Raw genomic sequence first — 17,978 nt, forward strand, 5'->3', positions numbered from 1 at the left:
TCGCCGCCCGGTGCGCTGACGGGCTCGCCCGGTGCGGGTGAAGCGCTGGCCGCCACGGCTTCGGGCGGCGTACCGGTGCCCGGCTCGGGCGGCGCTGTCACCGCGCTGGCCTCCGCGTCCGTCGCGGCCACGACGGCCGGGGTGTCCTCACGGACCGTCGCGGCGGTGGCGGGCGTCGACGCGGCGGCGTCCACGACCGGCGCGGGGGCCGAAGCGACGACCTCCTCGCGAGCCGGCTCGGGCGTGGCGCTGCCCGGCTCCGGAGCGCGGTCAGGCGACGCGACGACGGTGACGGTCTCCGTGACGGACGGAGCGGTGACGGGGGCCACGGTGGCTTCGGACGCAGCGCTCGCGACGACCCCGGCGTTCGGAGTGCTCGCGACCGGAGGCGTCGCGGCCTCCATGGCGGGACGGGGCTCCTCCACCGGCGTGGGGCTCGCGGACACGGCGTTCCCCCTGCCCTGCCCTCGCAACGGACCCGTGGGGACGTAGACGAACGACAGGCTCCGGTTGAACGAAGCGCGGAAGGCGTCCACCACCGCCATGCCTCCCACCATCACCGGCTCGGAGGCCGCGCCCGACGCGTCCTTCCCCGAGGACTCCTGCCGCTTCGGCTCCTCGGCCCGCATCCGCTCCTCGCTCCTTCCGGGCGGCGCGCTCGGGGGCGGCGCCTCTTCCTCGCTCACGGACGCCGCGATCTTCAGCCGGGACTCCGCCTCCACCCGTTCGGCGTCCACGGCGCCAGCGGCCTTCGCCAGCGCGGCCGCCGCGGTCGCCAGGGCCTCCGCGACCCGGGCGGCCGAGTCCGTCTTGTCCTGGGCCGCCGCGGCGGAGGTCGCCTTCGCGAGCCGCTCCGTCGGCAGCCCGATGGAGCGGTCATACTCGAGACGCAGCTCCGCGTCGGTGAGCATCTCCATCGCTTCCGTCATCCGCTCGCGCAGCGCGTCCACCTGATCCGGGTCGCCCAGCGCGTACACCGCGACGGAGTCCGGCGAGTACAGCTCCATCAGGCGCTGATGGGCCGCGCGGATGTCCTCGTCGGACGCCGTGGGCGGCACCTCCAGAAGCTCGTAGTAGGTCTGCTGCGCGAAGGGCTTCATGGGATGGCGGACTCGGAGGATGGACCGTCGAGCGACAGCAACCGCGAGGCAATGCGCTGCAGCCCCAGGGAGACAGGCGAGTCGGGCCGCTCGATGAGCACCGGTCGCCGCTTGCGCACCGCGCGCCACGCCTCGTCGTCGTAGCGCAGTGCGCCCAGATCATCCATGTCGATGCCGAAGAACTTCTTCCAGGCGGCCACCATCGCGGCGCCCACCTTCGCGTCCGCGTCCGTGCGCGCCTGGTTCACCACCAGTCGTACGCGGAACGAGGCCAGCTCCCGCTCCAGCCGCTCCGCGTCCGACGGGGCCTTGCGCCGCACCTGCGCGACGACGTCATGCAGCGTGCGCAGCCCGCCCTCGCGGGTGGACAGCGCGCCTTCGACGAGGTCCTGGATGCCGTACTGCGACTCCACCTGCTGCAGCTTGCGGAAGAAGGCCGCCTTGACGAAGCGGTACGCGTTCTCCACCGACGTGGGCTCCGGCAGCACCACCAGCAGCCCGTGGTCCGCGAGCAGGAAGAAGTCGAGCGTGTTGAAGCTGGTGCCCGCGCCCAGGTCCAGGATGAGGTAGTCCGCCGTCTGCGCCAGCAGCGTGCGCAAGAGCTTCTGCTTCTGCGCGTACTTGAGGTTGGCCGCGTCCAGCGAGTCCTGCGCCCCGGCGATGAGCGACAGGCCCGGCACGCCGGTGGCGACCATCACCTCTTCGAGGTTCGCCTTGCCGCGCCGCAGGAAGTCCGACAGCGTGGACTCCGGAGGCCCGACGCCCAGGCACGTGTGCAGGTTGGCGCCGCCCAGGTCCGCGTCCACCAGCAGGACCTTGTGGCCCGCCTGCGCGAGCGCGACGCCCAGGTTCGCGGACACCATGGACTTGCCGATGCCGCCCTTGCCGCCACCCACGGCGATGATCCGCCGCGAGCGGGACCTTCGCGTCAGTCCGACAGGGCCCGAGGTCACGTCATTGTCCACGGCGCTCAACGGACGCGCCGACACCCCGGCCAGGGAGGCAGGAGCGGAGCCAGGTGGAGGAGACAGGGGGGCGGGCTTCACGGAGGCTCGCATCAAATCCCGTCCTACCGCCCGAGTCGACACCCCGCCATTTCACGACCTGTTCTCGCGACATACCTGGGGTGCCAGAGCGCCCGCACCCCGACGCATGGAAGGTCGGGGAGCAGGCGACCGGAAGGCCGGTCGGTTTCACTCGTCGAGCAGTTCGACGTTCCAGTACGACAGGTCCGCCAGGTGCAGGAACGGCAGCCACTCCCGGTAGGTGACCTTGCGGATGGCCCCCCTGAACAGCGGCGTCCAGCGCGGGCGCACGGGCTTCTTGAGCAACCGCATCCCCGCCTGCTCCGGCGTCCGGCCGCCCTTCTTCAGGTTGCAGGGGACGCAGGAGCACACCACGTTCTCCCAGGTGGTCTTCCCTCCCTGGGTGCGCGGGTTGACGTGATCCAGGTTCAGATCGCTGCGCGGCAGCTGCTTGGAGCAGTACTGGCAGGTGTCGTTGTCGCGCGCGTAGATGTTGAGGCGCGAGAAGCGCACCTTGGCGCGTGGCAGGTGGTCATACGCGCCGAGCACGAGCACGCGGGGGACACGGATGGTGCGGTCGATGGTGGTGATGCTGTCCTGCGTGGCGCTCAGGGCGGCCCAATCCGCGAACTCGTACAGCCGGTATTGCGCGTCGATGGCTTTCGCGACGCCCTGATACAGCAGTGAGAACGCCCGTTTTACCGACGTCACATGAACCGGTTGGTAGTACCGGTTGAGAACGAGCACGGCGCTGTTGATCATGGCTGGCTTCCCGAACGGGCGGCCGCCACGGATTGCGCGACCAGACCCAGGTCCTCCTCTGAGAGACACCGGACGTCGAGAACAACCTCGCCATCCGCGATCCTGCCAATAACCGGCACCTCGCCCCCGCGCAGATGATCCAGGAATACTTCCGGCGCTCCTACGGTGAGGCTGCAGGCGTAGGATGGCAACCGGGCCAATGGCATGGCCCCTCCGCCCACCTGTCCATCCACGGACACGACGCGCGCTTCGACGCCGCGCGCCATGAGCAAACCCAGCAACCGGCCGGCGCGGGCGCTCAGGACGTCTGGCTGCTGGACGAGCAGGCTTTGTGTGGGCACCGCTTCCGGGCGGCCATCCCGGTACAGCTCGAGCGTCGCTTCCAGCGCCGCGACCGTCATCTTGTCGACACGCAGCGCACGTGTGAGGGGGTGGGCCTTGATGCGCTGGAGCAGGTCCTTTCGGCCCACGATGACGCCTGCCTGGGGTCCCCCCAGCAGCTTGTCACCCGAGAACGCTACCACATCCGCCCCGGCGGTGACCGCCTGGCCCACCGTGGGCTCCGGGGTGAGTCCGGGGCCGGAGAGGGGCACGAGCGCGCCGGAGCCCAGGTCCTGGAACACGGGCACGCCGCGGGCACGGCCCAGCTCCGTCAGCTCCGCGAGGGGTGCCTCCTCGGTGAAGCCCACGACGGCGAAGTTGGAGCGGTGCACCTTCACGATGAGGCCGGTGTCCGGGCCCAGCGCGTTCGCATAGTCCGCGCGGCGGGTGCGGTTGGTGGTGCCCACCTCCACGAGCTTCGCGCCGGACTGGCGCATGACGTCCGGCACGCGGAAGCCGCCGCCGATTTCGACGAGCTCGCCGCGAGACACGACGCACTCACGGCCGGAGGCGAGCGAGGCGAGGACAAGCAGCACGGCGCCCGCGCAGTTGTTGACCACGAGCGCGTCCTCCGCGCCGGTGAGCGTGCGCAGGAGGCCCACGAGGGGGGCGTAGCGGCTGCCGCGCTCGCCTTCGTCCAGGTCGTATTCGAGGTTGGAGTAGCCCCGGGCCACGGCGACGACGCGCTCCACGGCTTCGGGGGCGAGCGGCGCGCGGCCGAGGTTGGTGTGGAGCACGACGCCGGTGGCGTTGATGACGGGCCGCAGGTTCGGCGTGGCGAGCGACGCGAGCGCGGCTTCCACGTCCGCGTCCTCGAAGGGCCGGGCGTCACCCGCGAGGAGCCGGGCGCGCACGCGTTCGACGGCGAGCCGCAGGGCCGCGACCGCGCGGGCGTGGGGAAGGTTCGCGAGCCGGGGCTCCAGCGACGGCCGACGCAGGAGTTGCTCAATCGAGGGAAGGTTGCGCAGGAGCGCGTTCTTCCCTTCCGGTGGATTCGAAGCAGCGCCCATGGCCGGGAGTCTACCCGGCCCGCGCGCCGTTACCGCCCGCCGTAGGGGACGGTGATGGCTTCCAGGTAATGCCCCGAGGGGTCCTGGAAGTAGACCCCTCGCCCGCCATCGTGGGTGTTGATCTCACCGGGGTGCTGGCCGCGCGGGTCGGCCCAGTGCTGGATGCCGCGCTCGCGGATCCTGGCGATCAACCCATCGAAGACGTCGTCCGACACGAGGAACGCGTAGTGCTGGCCGGGAAAGTCGCCGCCGGGTTCGGCGTAGTCGAGCGACGCGCCATCATCCAGCTTGACGACCACGAAGTGGCCGGCGCGTTCCGGCTCCGGGAGCCCGAGCAGCTCCGCGAGGAATTGCGCGGACCGCACCTTGTCCTTCGCGGCGACAATCGTGTGATTGAAACGGACGGGCATGGACTCCTCCTCAGCCCCAGGGTCGCAGAAGGAGCACGTACCCGGCGAGTCCCAGCTGCACGAGCAGCGTCAACAGCGCGCCCCCCGCCTGCACGGGGCTGTTCTTGAGCATCCCGAACGCATGCACCAGGCGGCCCACGAGGAGCGCGCCTCCGAAGACATGCAGCGCCACGGAGTTTCCGCCGCACAGCTCGGCCAGCAGCAACAGGATGAGGGCCAGGGGAACGTGCTCGACGTTGTTTCCGTGCGCGCGGATGGCGGCGATGAGGCCCGCGTTTCCTCCGTCGCCCCGGAACACCTTGAGCTTCGTGCGCACCCGGCTGACATTGACGCCGAGCCCTATCGTGAGCAACGCATTGAGTGCGCCATAGAGCGACGTGACGGGGACCGCGAGCAACGTCGTTCCAAGCATGGGATCGGCCAAAGGGGGGTTCCTCCACCTGCGAGAGAGCAGGACCGTACCCCGACCCGGTCGCCCAGGTGCAGCTCCTGGCGCGCTTCACCAGGCGCCGGCCACCACCGTCGAGGGCGGATTCGGGGCTTCCGTGGCCGAAGCCCTGGGCTGGAAGGGACGCGAATCGAGCGGCACCTCGATGGTGAACGTCGTCCCCTCCTCCACACCGCTCTCCACCGTCACCTGCCCGCCATGGGCCTCGACACAGCCCCGCACCAGCGTGAGCCCGAGTCCCCAGCCCACCTGGCTCGAGGCCTCGGCGCTGCGGGCGCGAGCGAACGGCTCGAAGAGCCGCCGCCGGTCATCGGGCGACAGCGGCGCCCCCTTGTTGTGGACGGAGATCCTCGCACGCCCCCCGATGCGCCGGATCGCGATGGTCACCGGCGAGTGCGGGGCCCCGTACTTGATCCCATTGGTCGCCAGGTTCCAGACCGCGCGCCGGAGCTCATCCGCGCTCCAGATGCCGTGGACCTCCTCCACCGCATCCAGCCGGACGCGGTCCGCGTGGAGGAGGTTCAGCTCCTCCACCACGTCAGCGACGATCGTCTTCAGCTCACAGCCCTCCAACCGCAGCGGCAGCGGCTGCCCCGCCTGCACCCGGCTGGCGTCGAGGATGTCGCGGACCATGTGCTCGATGCGGTCCAGGTTCCGCTTGATCCGCACGCCCAGCTCCCGACGCGGGTCCAGGCGCTCCGGTGAGCGGAGCAGCACTTGCGCCGCGAGCATCGCCGCGGTGACCGGGCCCCGGATGTCGTGGGCGAGCAGGGAGACGAACCGGGCTCGCAGCTCACGCTCCGCCGTGAGCGACTCCATCTGCCGCTGCAGCTGGAGGTGGAGATCCCGCATCTGGAACTGCCTGGCCCGCCCCCGAAGCGCTGACTGGACGGCGGTGATCATCGTGAAGACCCGGACGGGGCGCTCGAGGATCGTCACGTTGCCGCTCGGCTCCAGGGAGCTGACCGCCCGGACCCGCGCCGCGGTCGTCTCGCCCGCTCCGGTGGAGATGATGATCGGAACATCGGACCACGGAGACTGGGCCCCCACCGCCCTGGAGAGCAGGGCCAGTCCTGAAACGGTGAGGGCCTCCTCGGCGAGCAGGAGCGCTCCGGCGCCCTCCTCGAATTTCGCGCAGACCTCCGCCAGGTCGGCGCACGGCTCCGCGACGATGCCCGCGCGCGCGAGGACGTCACGCGTGACGAGCGCGTCTCTTCCAATGGGAGCGAGCACCAGCACGCGCTGCTCCAGGGCCCTGTTCGTCTCGGTCGTCATTCACGTGAGGGAAGCAAGGGCCCCTCCCCGCCACGGTAGCTGGGCATGCCGGTGAGCACACCGTAGGACTCCTTGAGCGGCCCGCCGACGCGGATCCCGTGGGTGTCGAGCTGGAACTCGCGGATCGTCCGCTCGTGCCTGCCGCTGCGCTTCTTCACCGCGGAGATCGACTGCCGCACCTCGCCTGCCGCCTCGAAGAAGCGAAGCAGCAGCACGCAGTCCGAGAGGTAGCTGACGTCCACCGGTACGTCCATCGTCGGCCCCAGCAGCCCGTACTGGGCCATGTTCAGGATCGTCGTCACGCCCTTCTGCCCAAGGTAGGTCAGCAGCTCGTGCAGATGAAGGATCAGGAAGGACTCCTCGGGGACCGACTGCAGGTAGCCGTTCAGGCTGTCGATGACGACCATCTGCACCTGCTGCTTCTCCACCGCCTCGCGGATGCACGAGGAGAGCTCTCCCGGCGAGAGCTCGGCGGGGTCCACGTGGACGACCCGGATCGTCCCCGAGCGGAGGTGCGATTCCGCGTCCGGCCAGAGCGCGCTGGCGCGGGCCATCCACGTCCCGACCGACTCCTCGAACGTGAACAGGACGGACTTCTCCCCCCGCCTCGCGGCGGCCACCGCGTACTGGCTGGCGAGGGAGGACTTGCCCGTCCCCGCCGCGCCCAGGATCAGCGTGCTGGTGCCGCGCTCGAGACCACCACCGAGCAGGTCGTCGAGCTCGGGGACGGCACTGGAGACCTGCTCGCGGCTGAAGGCCTTGGGGTGCTCCGCCGCGACCAGGCGCGGGTACACCACGAGCCCCCCTCTCTTGATCTGGTAGTCGTGGTAGCCCTCACGGAACGAGACCCCCAGGAGCTTGTCCACCATCAGCCGGCGCCGGGTGGTGCCGTACGCAGGCGTCGTCTTCTCCAGCACGATCAGCCCACCAATCAGCGTCTCAAGGATGCCGCCGCTGTCGCGGCCTGCGAATCCCTGCGAGTCAATGAGCAGGACCGTGCACTCGCGCTCGAGGAAGAACTGCTTCAGCAACAGCAGCTGCCGGCGGTAGCGCAGGGGTTCGCGCGAAAGCAGGCGGATCTCCGAGAGCGAATCGATCACCACGCGGGCCGGCTTCACCCGGTCGATCTCCTCGAAGATGGGCCGCGTCGTCTCGTCGAGCTCCACCTCGGCCGGGTGGAACATGGTCTGCTCGTCCTCGCGCCGGATGCGCTTGAACGCGGGGGTGATCTCCCAGATCGGAAGGTCGTCGAGCGACCAGCCATGGGAGCGTGCGATCAGCTCCACCTCACGCCGCGTCTCGGTGAGCGCGACGTACAACCCCTGCTCCCCAAGGGCCTGGCCTTCGAGCAGGAATTGGAGCCCGAGGGTCGTCTTGCCGACCCCCGGGTTGCCCTGCACCAGATAGATGCCCTTCCTGGGCAGCCCGCCCCCGAGGACGTCATTGAGTCCCGGGATGCCGGTAGGGATCTTCTCGCCTTCAGAAACCGTCATATGCGCCCCCCTTTTCTCTTCTGGGCGGCGACGGTGCTGTCAAGTCTGGTTACCCTCCCCATCACCCCGGGCGTTTGAGCACTTCGGGCCACAGCTTCGCCAGGTCGGCGCGCAGTGCGGTCGCGCTGGGGAAGCGCTCCTCGGGCCGCTTCCGCATCAGCTTGAGCACGAGGTGTTCAAAGGACTCCGGCAGCTCCGGCCGCAACGTCCTGGGCGGCACGGGAGCCTCCTGGACATGCAGGAACATCAGCGGCACGGGCTGCGCGTGACGGAACGGCAACTGCCCGGTGAACAGCTCATACGCCACCACGCCCAGCGCATAGAGGTCCGTGGCGGGAGACACCGGGGTGCCCATCACCTGCTCGGGCGCCATGTACTCCGGCGTCCCCAGCGTCGTGCCCTGCGCGGTGGCGCCCATCACATGGGTGCTCTTGGCGAGTCCGAAGTCCATCAGCTTCAGCACCCCGGTGCGGGTGATGAAGAGGTTGCCGGGCTTCACATCCCGGTGCAGCACCCCGTGCGCGTGCGCATGCTCCAGCGCCACGGCGGCATGCGTGAGCCACCGCAGGGCATTGGCGAGCGTGGGGCGCCCCTCGAGCAAGATCTGCCGCAGGTCCCGCCCCTCCAGCAGCTCCACCGTCAGGTAGTGCCGCTCGCCATCCCAGCCCACGTCGAAGACATGCAGGATGTTGACGTGCTCCAGCGCCCGCGCGTGCTCCACCTCCTGCCGGAAGCGCGTCACCAGGGCCTCGTCCGCGTGCGGCACCGCCAGCACCTTGAGCGCCACGCGCTGCTGCTTCGTCAGGTCCAGCGCCTGGTACACCGTGGAGGTGCCTCCCACGCCCAGCCACCGCTCCACCTGGTAGCGCTCCGCCACCACCTGCCCGGGGACGAGGCCCCGGGCAGCCGGCATGGGCGGCGTCACCGCGCCCTGGATCAACGTGCCCTTCGGCGTCGTGGGCGGGGTCAGGTACGTCACCCCACCGGCGGCGTCCTCCCCCGAGAGCACCGTCTTGTCGTCGTCCTGCCGCATCGGGCTCAGGGCTCCAGCAGGGAGACCGGGGCCGGTCCGCCCGAGCCCTCGATGTCCAGGTGGGGCGTGGGCAGGTTGTATTCAGAGGCGGCGATGGTGGCCTCCACCAGGATGGGGCCGGAGATCTCCGGGGGCTCCCCCTGGCAGAGCAGCTCCACCACGTGCTCCAGCGTCCACTTGCCCAGCCGGTGCACCTCCAGGCGCTTGCCATTGAACCGGGCCGTGTCGGACAGCTGCTCGCTCGCGGTGAGCTTCGCCTCCACCGAGTCCCCCAGGTAGCCGCGCGCCACCGCCAGCACCCGGTCCACCACGGAGTTCCACGCCTGGAGGAAGCTGCGGTCCTGCGCCTCGTCGATGATGTCCAGGCCCACCTGCAGCCGCTCCATGCGCTCCAGGAACTGCTGCACGAGCCGGCCCCGGATGACGCGGCCGTGCTGTGGCGCGATGATCTCCACCGCGGGCGTCAGCTGGCGGATGGCGGCCACCGCGCGCGCCAGCGCCGCGTTCACCGGCATGTAGATCTGATGGAACGCGCGGATGCCCGTCCAGTCGGACTCCTCTGCCCACAGGCCCTGGGCCTTGGAGTCCGTGAGGCCCCCGAAGAGGTCACCGGTGAAGAGGACCCGCGTCTGCGGGTCGTACAGCATCACCGCGCCCCGGAAGTGGCAGAAGGGCGAAGGCACCGGCAGCAGCTTGTGCCCGGTGGGCACGCTCAATCCCTTGGAGAACTTCTCCGTGGGGATGAAGCGGTTGCGCGGCAGGTTGAAGTGGACGATGAGCCGCCAGGTGTCCTCGGAGCAGAGGATGCTCGCGCGGGGCGAATAGCGCGCGGAGATGATGGCCGCCGAGGAGCCCACGTCCGGGTCCTGGTGGTTGATGAAGAGCGCCGACAGCCGGTCCATGCCGCCAATGAGCGACACCACCTTGGTGTGGATGGTGGAGAAGTCGCTGCTCGAACCCGGGTCGATGAGGAGGTTGAACTCGGAGGGCTTCTTCGTGCGCACGTCCGTCCCACGGAAGCGCCGCAGGAACGGGTTGGCGTAGAAGATGCCGCCGGGTTCGCGCTTTCCGACCCAGAAGGTCTCGGGTGCGATCTCCACCGCGGTGCGATTGAGGTCGGGTAGGGGGCCCGGCGGGGCGACATCAGGGCTGCTCATGGCGTGTTGTTCCTTCACGCAAACGAGAGGGGGTTGAACGACGCCCCGACCCTAGCAGTCCGGTCATGCCCCCGGGCCTCTTCCGGAGCGCGTGGGCGGGAGGGCATGAGCCCCACTTCTTGATGCCCTCCCGCCGGGCAATCCAGATGCCTCCCCAGCGCATGCCCGACTCCAGGCCCGCGCGGTCGTCGAACAGCTGCACCCAGCGTCCGTCGAAGCCGCCGTTGGCGCCCAGCCCCGTCCATGTACTCAATCAGCGACGTGTACAGCAAAGGCAGACATCAAAATCAGACATGCCCCCGGGCGGACCACGGCCCTGCGTCGGTGGTGACCCACCGGGGGCCCTGTTTCCAGGAGCGGAACGAAGCCCTCCCGCAGGTCACCCCTCCGTACGCCGCGCGTGATGCCTCCGGGTGGGATTTGGTCGTTTGGGGGTTCCATGCGACAGGTTCCCGTCGTTTTCATGCCCTCCGGGGCAATGATGGGGAATCATGACGTCGACCACGGACGACAAGCGGGCCCTGCTGGCGAAGCTCCTCCAGGAAAAGGTCACGGCCCCTGCTCCCAGGCGGTCACCGCTCTCCTTCGCGCAAGAGCGGATGTGGTTCCTCGATCAATGGAGCCCTGGCAGCCCGGCGCTGCACATGCCGGTGGCCGTGCGCCTCTCCGGGCAGCTCGAACCGGCGGTGCTCGAGCGGAGCCTCCAGGCGCTGGTCCTCCGCCACGAGGCGCTGCGCACCACCTTCACCCTGGCGGACGGGCGCCCCGTCCAGCTCGTCGCCCCCGCGCTGGTGGTGGTGCTGCCGGTGGAGGACCTCCGTACGCTCCCCGCCGGGGAGCGCGAGGCACAGGCCCTGCGTCGGGTCGCCGAAGTGGCCCGTGAGCCGTTCGACCTGTCGCGCGGGCCGCTGTTCCGGGCGCGCCTCTTCGCGCTGGCCGCACAGGAGCACCTGCTGCTCTTCGCCATGCACCACGCCGTGTCGGACGGCTGGTCCATGGGCGTCATCGTCCAGGAGCTGACTGCGCTCTACCGGGCCTTCTCGGAGGATCGCGCCTCGCCCCTGCCGCGGCTGCCGCTGCAGTACGCCGACTACGCCGTCTGGCAGCGCCAGGCGCAGCAGGGCGAGGAACCGGACGCGCAGCTCGCCTGGTGGCGCGAGCGGCTCGACCCCCACGCGGTGCTGGAGCTGCCCACGGACAGGCCCCGTCCGGCGGTGCTCGGCACGCGCGGCGCACGGGAGGCGCTGGGGCTGTCCGCCGCGCTCACCCTGGCCCTCAAGGCGCTGGCCCGACACGAGGGCCGCACCCTGTTCGTCACCCTGCTGGCCGCCTTCCAGGCCCTGCTCCACCGCTACACCGGCCAGGAGGACCTCGCGGTCGGCACGCCCGTGGCCAACCGGCCCCGCGCCGAGTTGGAGGGCCTCATCGGCCTGTTCGTCAACACGGTCGTCCTGCGCGGCGACCTGTCCGGGGATCCGTCCTTCCGCGAGCTGATGGCCCGGCTCCAGCCGGTGGCGCTCGACGCCTTCGCGCGCCAGGAGCTCCCCTTCGAGCGGCTGGTGGACGCGCTCCGGCCGGGCCGCGACCTGGGCCGCGCGCCCCTCTTCCAGGTGATGTTCATCCTGCAGAACGCCCCCCTGCCGCCCCTGGAGGCCCCCGGGCTGCGTCTGGAGGCGCGGCCGGTGGACACGGGCTCCGCCCAGTTCGACCTGACCGTCATCGCCGAGGACCTGGCCCAGGGGCTGCGGCTCACGGCCGAGTACAACACGGACCTGTTCGAGCCCGGCACCGTCCACCGGCTGCTGGCGCACCTGGAGCGGCTCCTGGAGGGCGCGGTGGCCGCGCCGGATCAGCGCCTTTCCCGGCTGCCGCTGCTCACCCCCACCGAGCGGGAGCAGCTCCTGGTGGACTGGAGCGGCGCTTCCGCGCCCTTCCCCCACGAGGGCGGCCTCCACGGCCTCTTCGAGGCCCAGGTCCAGCGCACGCCCGACGCCGTCGCGCTCACCTTCGAGGGCGCCGAGCTCACCTACCGACAGCTCGACGCGCGCGCGAACCAGTGGGCCTGGCACCTGCGCGGGCTGGGCGTGGGGCCGGAGACGTACGTGGGCCTGTGCGCCACGCGCTCGTTCGACCTGGTGGTGGGCATGCTCGCCACGCTCAAGGCGGGCGGGGCCTACGCACCCCTGGACCCCACCTATCCCGCGGCGCGCCTGGCGTTCATGCTCCAGGACTCCGCGGTGCGCGTGCTGCTCGCCCACCGCCCCCTGCTGGCGGCGCTGCCGCCGACCCCGGACGCGCGCGCGGTGTGTTTCGAGGACGGTGTCCCGGACGCCGACGCGTCGCGTCCGCCCCCCTGGCGGGCGCTGCCCGACAGCCCCGCGTACGTCATCTACACTTCCGGCTCCACCGGGCAGCCCAAGGGCGTCGTGGCCACGCACCGCGCCACCTGCAACGTGGTGATGAACGAGGCGCGCGTCAGCAGACTGGGCCCGGGCTCGCGCGTGCTCCAGTTCTCCAACCCCGGCTTCGACGTGTCCGTGGTGGAGATCTTCGCCACGCTCACCTCGGGAGGCACGCTGTGCCTGGCGCCAGCGGAGCGGCTGATGCCGGGCGAGCCCCTGCGCCAGCTGCTGCGGGAGCAGGCCATCACCGTGCTGAACGCCACCCCCACGGCGCTCGCGGCCACCGACTCCGCCGACCTGCCGGTCCTGCGCACCGTCTTCTCCGGGGGCGAGGCATGCACCGCGGAGCTGGTGGCGCGCTGGGGCGAGGGCCGGCGCTTCATCAACGGCTATGGCCCGAGCGAGACCACGGTGACGGCCACCGCGATGGAGGTCCGGCCGGAGGGCCGCGCGCCCCCGCTGGGCCGCCCCCTCCTCAACGTGCGGGTGTACGTGCTGGACGCGACGCTCGAGCCGGTGCCGGTGGGACTGCCCGGGGAGCTGTGCATCGGCGGGGTGGGCCTCGCGCGCGGCTACCTCCACCTGCCGGGCACCACGGCCGAGCGCTTCGTGCCGTCCCCCTTCGGCACCGAGCCCGGGGCGCGCCTCTACCGCACGGGAGACCGGGCGCGCTGGAGGCCCGACGGAGAGCTGGAGTTCCTGGGCCGGCTGGACGGACAGGTGAAGCTGCGCGGCTTCCGCATCGAGCTGGGCGAAATCGAGGCGGCGCTCCGCCAGCACCCGGCGGTGGCCGAGGCCGCCGTGCTCATCCGGGACACCCCCGCCGGAGGGCAGCGACTGGTGGCCTGGCTCGTCCCGGCCGCGTCCGGGACTGCGCCCACCGCGAAGGCGCTGCATGACTTCCTGGTGGAGCGGCTGCCGCCCTACATGGTGCCGTCCGCCTTCGTCGCCGTGCCGGACATCCCCCTCACCGCCAACGGCAAGCGGGACGTGGCCGCGCTGCCGCCGCCCGAGGCCGGAGCGCTGGACTCCGGGCGGACCTTCGAGGCGCCACGCACCGAGCTGGAGGAGCGGCTGGCCCGGCTGTGGACCGAGGTGCTCCAGGTGGAGCGCGTGGGGCTGGACGACCCGTTCTTCGAGCTGGGGGGCAACTCGCTGCTCGCGCTGCGGCTCCACCAGCGCCTTCGCGCGGAGCTGGGCGTGGAGCTGCCGCTGACGGTGCTCTTCCAGCACTCCACCGTCCGCGCGCTGGCGGAGCGGATGTCCGCTGGCGGTCCGTCCGACAGCGGCGCGGAGGCGGGCCGCGCACGCTCCCGCAGGCGACAGGCGTTCGCGCGCAAGGCGGCGGTGGCCCTCGCGTCCGACGAGGACGGGGACACCGGGGACGAGGACGGACATGTCTGAGACGACGGACGCGGTGGAGCGCATCGCCATCATCGGAATGTCGGGCCGCTTCCCCGGCGCGCCCACGCTCGGCGCCTTCTGGGACAACCTCCGGCGCGGCGTGCACTCCCGCCGCGAGCTGACCGAGGCGGAGCTGGAGCAGGCGGGCGTCCCCCGCGCCCAGCGGGAGCGGCCGGACTGGGTGCGCGCCGCGTATCCGCTCGACGGCGCCACGCACTTCGACGCCGGCTACTTCGGCTACAGCCCGCGCGAGGCGGAGGTGCTCGACCCCCAGCAGCGCGTCTTCATGGAGACCGCGCTGGAGGCCCTGGAGGACGCGGGCTATGACCCGGAGCGCTTCACCGAATCGATCGCCGCGTTCGCGAGCACCAGCACGAGCTCGTACCTGTTCCAGGCGCTCCTGCGGCGCCCGGAGCTGTTGCAGACGGTGGGCCTGTACAACCTGTCGCTCGCCAACGACAAGGACTTCGTCGCCACGCGCACGTCGCACCGGCTGGGATTGCGGGGGCCGAGCGCCACCGTGCAGACGGGGTGCTCCAGCGCGCTGGTCGCCGTGCACATGGCCTGTCAGAGCCTGCTGTCGGGGGAGTGCGAGCTGGCGATCGCCGGCGGCGTCTCCGTCGCGTTTCCGCAGACGGCCGGGTACGCGTACCAGCCGGGGATGATCATCTCCCCGGACGGCCTCTGCCGCGCGTACGACGCCCGGTCGCAGGGCACCATCTTCGGCTCGGGCGTGGGCGTGGTGGTCCTCAAGCGCCTGTCGGAGGCGCTGCGGGACCGGGACACCCTCCACGCGGTCATCCTCGGCTCGGCCGTCAACAACGACGGCTCCGGCAAGGCGGGCTTCACCGCGCCCAGCGTGGAGGGCCAGGCGGCCGCCATCGCCGAGGCGCTGGGCATCGCGGGCGTCGAGCCCGAGGACATCCAGTACGTGGAGGGCCATGGCACGGCGACGGCGCTGGGAGACCCGGTGGAGGTCGCCGCGCTCAACCAGGCCTACGGCGGCCGGCGCTCGGGGACGCGCAGATGCGTGCTGGGCACCGTCAAGGCGAACATCGGCCACCTGGACTCGGCCGCGGGCGTGGCGGGCCTCCTCAAGACGGTGCTGGCCCTGGAGCACGGGGAGATCCCACCCACGCCCCACTTCCAGCGGCCCAACCCGGCCATCGACTTCGACGGCGGCCCCTTCCACGTCACCTCCGAGGCGCGGCCCTGGGGCGACGGCCAGGTGAAGCGCCGCGCGGGGGTGAGCTCGTTCGGCATCGGCGGCACCAACGTGCACGTGGTGCTGGAGGAGCCGCCGCGCGCCCAGGCCGCCGGCACCCGGCGAGACTGGCACGTGCTGCCGCTGTCGGCGCGCACGCCGAAGGCGCTGGAGGAGGCCACCGCGCGGCTGGCCGCGCACCTGGAGCGCGAGCCCGGCATGGCGCTGGCGGACGTCGCGTCCACCCTCCAGCGTGGCCGCCGCACGCACGAGCACCGGCGCGTGCTGCTCTGCCGGGACCTGGAGGACGCCCGGGCCGCGCTGGCGGATCCGCGGCGCCACCTCACCAGCGCGGGCGCGAACGTGCGCCGGCCCGTGGTGTTCCTCCTCCCGGGGCACGGCAGCCATCACGTGGGCATGGGCCGCGCCCTCTACGAGGCGGAGCCCGTCTTCCGCAAGCACCTGGATGCGTGCGGTGACGCGCTCGTCCCGCACCTGGGCCGCGACCTGCGCTCCGTGCTGTACCCGCCGGGGGCGGAGGTAGAGGCGGAGGCGCTGCTGGAGCGGATGACGTTCGCCCAGCCCGCGCTGTTCGCCGTGGAGTACGCGCTCGCGCAGCTGTGGCGCTCGTTCGGAGTGGAGCCGGAGGCCCTGGTCGGCCACAGCACGGGCGAATACGTGGCCGCGTGCCTCGCGGGCGTCTTCTCGCTCCCGGACGCGCTGGCGCTGGTGGCCGCGCGCGGACGGCTCATGGACGCGCTGCCTCCCGGCGGCATGCTGTCGGTGTCCCTGCCGGAGGTGGTGCTCACGCCGCTGCTGCCGCCCGGGGTGTCCATCGCGGCGGTGAACGCCCCCGCGCTCCTGGTGGTGGCGGGGCCCGACGCGCCCCTCGCGGCGCTGGAGGCCACGCTCTCGGCGCGCGGCGTGAGCACCCGGCGGGTGCGCGCGCTGCACGCCTTCCACTCGGAGGCGGTGGAGCCCATGGTGGAGGCCTTCCGCCACGAGCTTTCGCGCGTGCGGCTGTCGCCCCCGAAGCGGCCGTACGTGTCCAGCCTGACGGGGACGTGGGTCACCGCGGAGCAGGCCACGGATCCGCGCGCCTGGGCGCGCCACCTGCGCGAGCCCGTCCGCTTCGCCCAGGCCGCCGCGACACTGCTGGGAGGCGCGGAGCGGCTCTACCTGGAGGTAGGCCCGGGACAGGCGCTGGGGACGTTCGTCCGCCAGTGCGCGCCCGAGGGCAGCCACCCCACCGTGCTCACATCGCTGCCCCGCCCGCGCGACGGCCAGGACGCCCACCGCGGCATGACGGAGACCGCCGCCCGGCTCTGGCTGGCCGGCGCCCGCGTCGAGCTGGCGAAGCTGTACGGGAAGGAGCCCCGGCGCCGCGTCCCGCTGCCCACCTACCCCTTCCAGCGCGAGCGCTTCGACCTGCTCGCGGGCGCGTCCGTCCCGGGGGCCCGGCTGCCAGCCTTCGCCGTGTCCAAGGTGCCGGGTGAAAGGGTCACGCCCGCGCTCGAACTCGCCGTGCCCACCTGGCAGCGCGTGGCGGGCGTGCCCTCCTCCCGGTTCGACGGCCAGCGCTGGCTGGTGCTGGAGGCCGGGCCGTCCGCCGCCGGGAGCGTCGCCGGGCGGCTGGAAGCGCTGGGCGCGGACGTCTTCGCGCTCGGAGCCGAGGCCCTGCTGGCGCCGCTCGAGCAGCACCTGTCCACGGGGTGGTGGCCGGACCACGTGGCCTTCCTGTGGCCCCTGGCCACGGCGGAGGACGGTCCCTCCTCGCTGGAGCTCACCCTCCACGGACTGCTCGGGCTCGCACGGCGCCTGGGCCCGGGCGCGGCCACGCGACCCGTGACGCTGGCCGTGCTCACGTGCGGCGCCCAGGACGTGACGGGCGAGGAGCCGCTCAGCGCGTGGCAGGCCGCCGTCGTCGGCGCATGCCGGGTGCTGGGCCAGGAGCACCCGGGCCTGCGCTGCCGCGCCATCGACGTGAGCGGACCGCGCGCGGAGGAGGGGGCGCGGTGGGTGGAGCGGCTGGTGGCCGAGCTGGGCGCGGAGGCAACCGCCTGGGTGGCGCTGCGCGGACCTCACCGCTTCACGGAGTCGTTCGAACCGGTGACCCTTCCCCCATCCACTCCGGCTCCGCTCGAGGAGGGCGGGGCGTACCTCATCGTGGGCGCGCTGGACGGCGCGGTCCTGCCCCTGGCCGCGGGGCTGGCCGCCACGCCGCGGATCCGGCTGGCGCTGCTGACCGAGGGCGCGCCGGAGACTTCCCTCCTGGAGCGCCTCCGCGGCCTGGAGCGCGCGGGAACCGAAGTGCTCCTGCTGCCGGTGGACCCGAGCGAGCCCGGGCAGCTCCTCCAGGGGATGCGCACCGCCGAGGCCCGCTTCGGGCCGTTCCACGGGGTCTTCTTCGCTCCGGGAGCCCCCTCCTCCGGCGCGCGGCTTCCCCTTTCGGAGGCGCCCCCCGAGGCCTGCGCGCCGCTGCTCCGCGCACGGCTGGGGGCGCTGACGGCGCTGGCCGGAGCGCCGCGGGAGCGTGCTCCGGACTTCGTGGTGGTGTGCTCGTCCCTGACGGCCGTGGTGGGCGGCGCCGGGCGCGGGGTGCTGGCGGCGACCCATGCCGCCATGGACACCTTCGCCGCGAAGCAGAACCGGAGCGCGGGCGCGCGCTGGTACGTGGTGGACCTGGACGCGTGGCGGGACGAGTGCGTCCCGGTGCTGCTCGGACTGCGGGCCGCCTCGGCCCAGGGCGGACGCTGGCTGCTGTCCCGGGGCCCGCCGCGCGTGGAAGCCCTGGACCCCGAGGCCTCCGAAACCCAGCCGGCCCTCGCCGAGGGTCCTCCTCCCCGTGAGTCCGGACGGCACGCCCGCCCGCCC

12 protein-coding genes are annotated in these 17,978 nt (G+C 72.1%); 2 read left to right on the forward strand and 10 right to left on the reverse strand.

Features of this window, described 5'->3' with window-relative positions; translation table 11 throughout:
* The 10 genes from D7V93_RS16445 to D7V93_RS16490 form a co-directional block, all read right to left on the reverse strand.
* Nucleotides 1-1,100, reverse strand: a 1,100-nt coding sequence (locus D7V93_RS16445; RefSeq protein ID WP_158623764.1) for a DnaJ domain-containing protein, incomplete at its 3' end; no start/stop codon positions are given.
* On the reverse strand, nucleotides 1,097-2,158 hold the full coding sequence (locus tag D7V93_RS16450; RefSeq protein WP_208723046.1) for a P-loop NTPase: 1,062 nt from the start codon (nucleotides 2,156-2,158) through the stop codon (nucleotides 1,097-1,099). The genes D7V93_RS16445 and D7V93_RS16450, both read right to left, overlap by 4 nt.
* A 135-nt stretch (nucleotides 2,159-2,293) precedes the next feature.
* Nucleotides 2,294-2,887, reverse strand: a complete 594-nt coding sequence (locus D7V93_RS16455) for an HNH endonuclease (RefSeq protein ID WP_120644318.1) — start codon at nucleotides 2,885-2,887, stop codon at nucleotides 2,294-2,296.
* Nucleotides 2,884-4,278 carry an L-seryl-tRNA(Sec) selenium transferase gene (gene selA, locus D7V93_RS16460; protein ID WP_120644319.1) on the reverse strand — a complete coding sequence of 465 codons (1,395 nt, stop codon included), beginning with the start codon at nucleotides 4,276-4,278 and terminating at the stop codon, nucleotides 2,884-2,886. Before selA ends, D7V93_RS16455 begins: the two co-directional genes overlap by 4 nt.
* Nucleotides 4,279-4,307: 29 nt before the next feature.
* Nucleotides 4,308-4,688 (reverse strand): VOC family protein, encoded by a 381-nt coding sequence (locus tag D7V93_RS16465; protein ID WP_120644320.1) that lies wholly within the window; start codon nucleotides 4,686-4,688, stop codon nucleotides 4,308-4,310.
* Nucleotides 4,689-4,698: 10 nt separating this feature from the next.
* Nucleotides 4,699-5,112, reverse strand: coding sequence for an MAPEG family protein (locus D7V93_RS16470; RefSeq protein ID WP_120644321.1), 414 nt, complete (start codon nucleotides 5,110-5,112; stop codon nucleotides 4,699-4,701).
* Nucleotides 5,113-5,187: 75 nt separating this feature from the next.
* The gene (locus tag D7V93_RS16475; RefSeq protein WP_120644322.1) at nucleotides 5,188-6,411 is read right to left on the reverse strand and encodes a sensor histidine kinase; all 1,224 of its coding nucleotides are present in this window, start codon (nucleotides 6,409-6,411) and stop codon (nucleotides 5,188-5,190) included.
* Nucleotides 6,408-7,904, reverse strand: coding sequence for an ATPase domain-containing protein (locus D7V93_RS16480; protein ID WP_120644323.1), 1,497 nt, complete (start codon nucleotides 7,902-7,904; stop codon nucleotides 6,408-6,410). The genes D7V93_RS16475 and D7V93_RS16480 overlap by 4 nt, the downstream gene beginning before the upstream one ends.
* 61 nt (nucleotides 7,905-7,965) lie before the next feature.
* Nucleotides 7,966-8,937: a serine/threonine-protein kinase gene (locus D7V93_RS16485; protein WP_120644324.1), complete on the reverse strand. Its 972-nt coding sequence runs from the start codon at nucleotides 8,935-8,937 to the stop codon at nucleotides 7,966-7,968.
* Nucleotides 8,938-8,942: 5 nt separating this feature from the next.
* Nucleotides 8,943-10,094, reverse strand: coding sequence for an oxygen-binding di-iron domain-containing protein (locus tag D7V93_RS16490; protein WP_120644325.1), 1,152 nt, complete (start codon nucleotides 10,092-10,094; stop codon nucleotides 8,943-8,945).
* Nucleotides 10,095-10,585: 491 nt separating this feature from the next.
* Between D7V93_RS16490 and D7V93_RS16495 the strand changes: the two genes are divergently transcribed.
* Both D7V93_RS16495 and D7V93_RS16500 read left to right on the forward strand, forming a co-directional pair.
* Nucleotides 10,586-13,900: a non-ribosomal peptide synthetase gene (locus tag D7V93_RS16495; RefSeq protein ID WP_120644326.1), complete on the forward strand. Its 3,315-nt coding sequence runs from the start codon at nucleotides 10,586-10,588 to the stop codon at nucleotides 13,898-13,900.
* Nucleotides 13,893-17,978: type I polyketide synthase (locus tag D7V93_RS16500; protein WP_120644327.1), on the forward strand; the 4,086-nt coding region annotated here is incomplete at its 3' end. The genes D7V93_RS16495 and D7V93_RS16500, both read left to right, overlap by 8 nt.

It is taken from the genome of Corallococcus llansteffanensis, assembly GCF_003612055.1.
Lineage (GTDB): Bacteria > Myxococcota > Myxococcia > Myxococcales > Myxococcaceae > Corallococcus > Corallococcus llansteffanensis.

Excerpts from the sequence above, each read along its gene's own strand:
- D7V93_RS16455 (WP_120644318.1), bottom strand. The coding sequence starts at position 2,887 with ATGATCAACAGCGCCGTGCTCGTTCTCAACCGGTACTACCAACCGGTT.
- D7V93_RS16490 (WP_120644325.1), bottom strand. The coding sequence starts at position 10,094 with ATGAGCAGCCCTGATGTCGCCCCGCCGGGCCCCCTACCCGACCTCAAT.
- D7V93_RS16485 (WP_120644324.1), bottom strand. The coding sequence starts at position 8,937 with ATGCGGCAGGACGACGACAAGACGGTGCTCTCGGGGGAGGACGCCGCC.
- D7V93_RS16450 (WP_208723046.1), bottom strand. The coding sequence starts at position 2,158 with ATGCGAGCCTCCGTGAAGCCCGCCCCCCTGTCTCCTCCACCTGGCTCC.
- D7V93_RS16475 (WP_120644322.1), bottom strand. The coding sequence starts at position 6,411 with ATGACGACCGAGACGAACAGGGCCCTGGAGCAGCGCGTGCTGGTGCTC.
- selA (WP_120644319.1), bottom strand. The coding sequence starts at position 4,278 with ATGGGCGCTGCTTCGAATCCACCGGAAGGGAAGAACGCGCTCCTGCGC.
- D7V93_RS16465 (WP_120644320.1), bottom strand. The coding sequence starts at position 4,688 with ATGCCCGTCCGTTTCAATCACACGATTGTCGCCGCGAAGGACAAGGTG.
- D7V93_RS16480 (WP_120644323.1), bottom strand. The coding sequence starts at position 7,904 with ATGACGGTTTCTGAAGGCGAGAAGATCCCTACCGGCATCCCGGGACTC.
- D7V93_RS16495 (WP_120644326.1), top strand. The coding sequence starts at position 10,586 with ATGACGTCGACCACGGACGACAAGCGGGCCCTGCTGGCGAAGCTCCTC.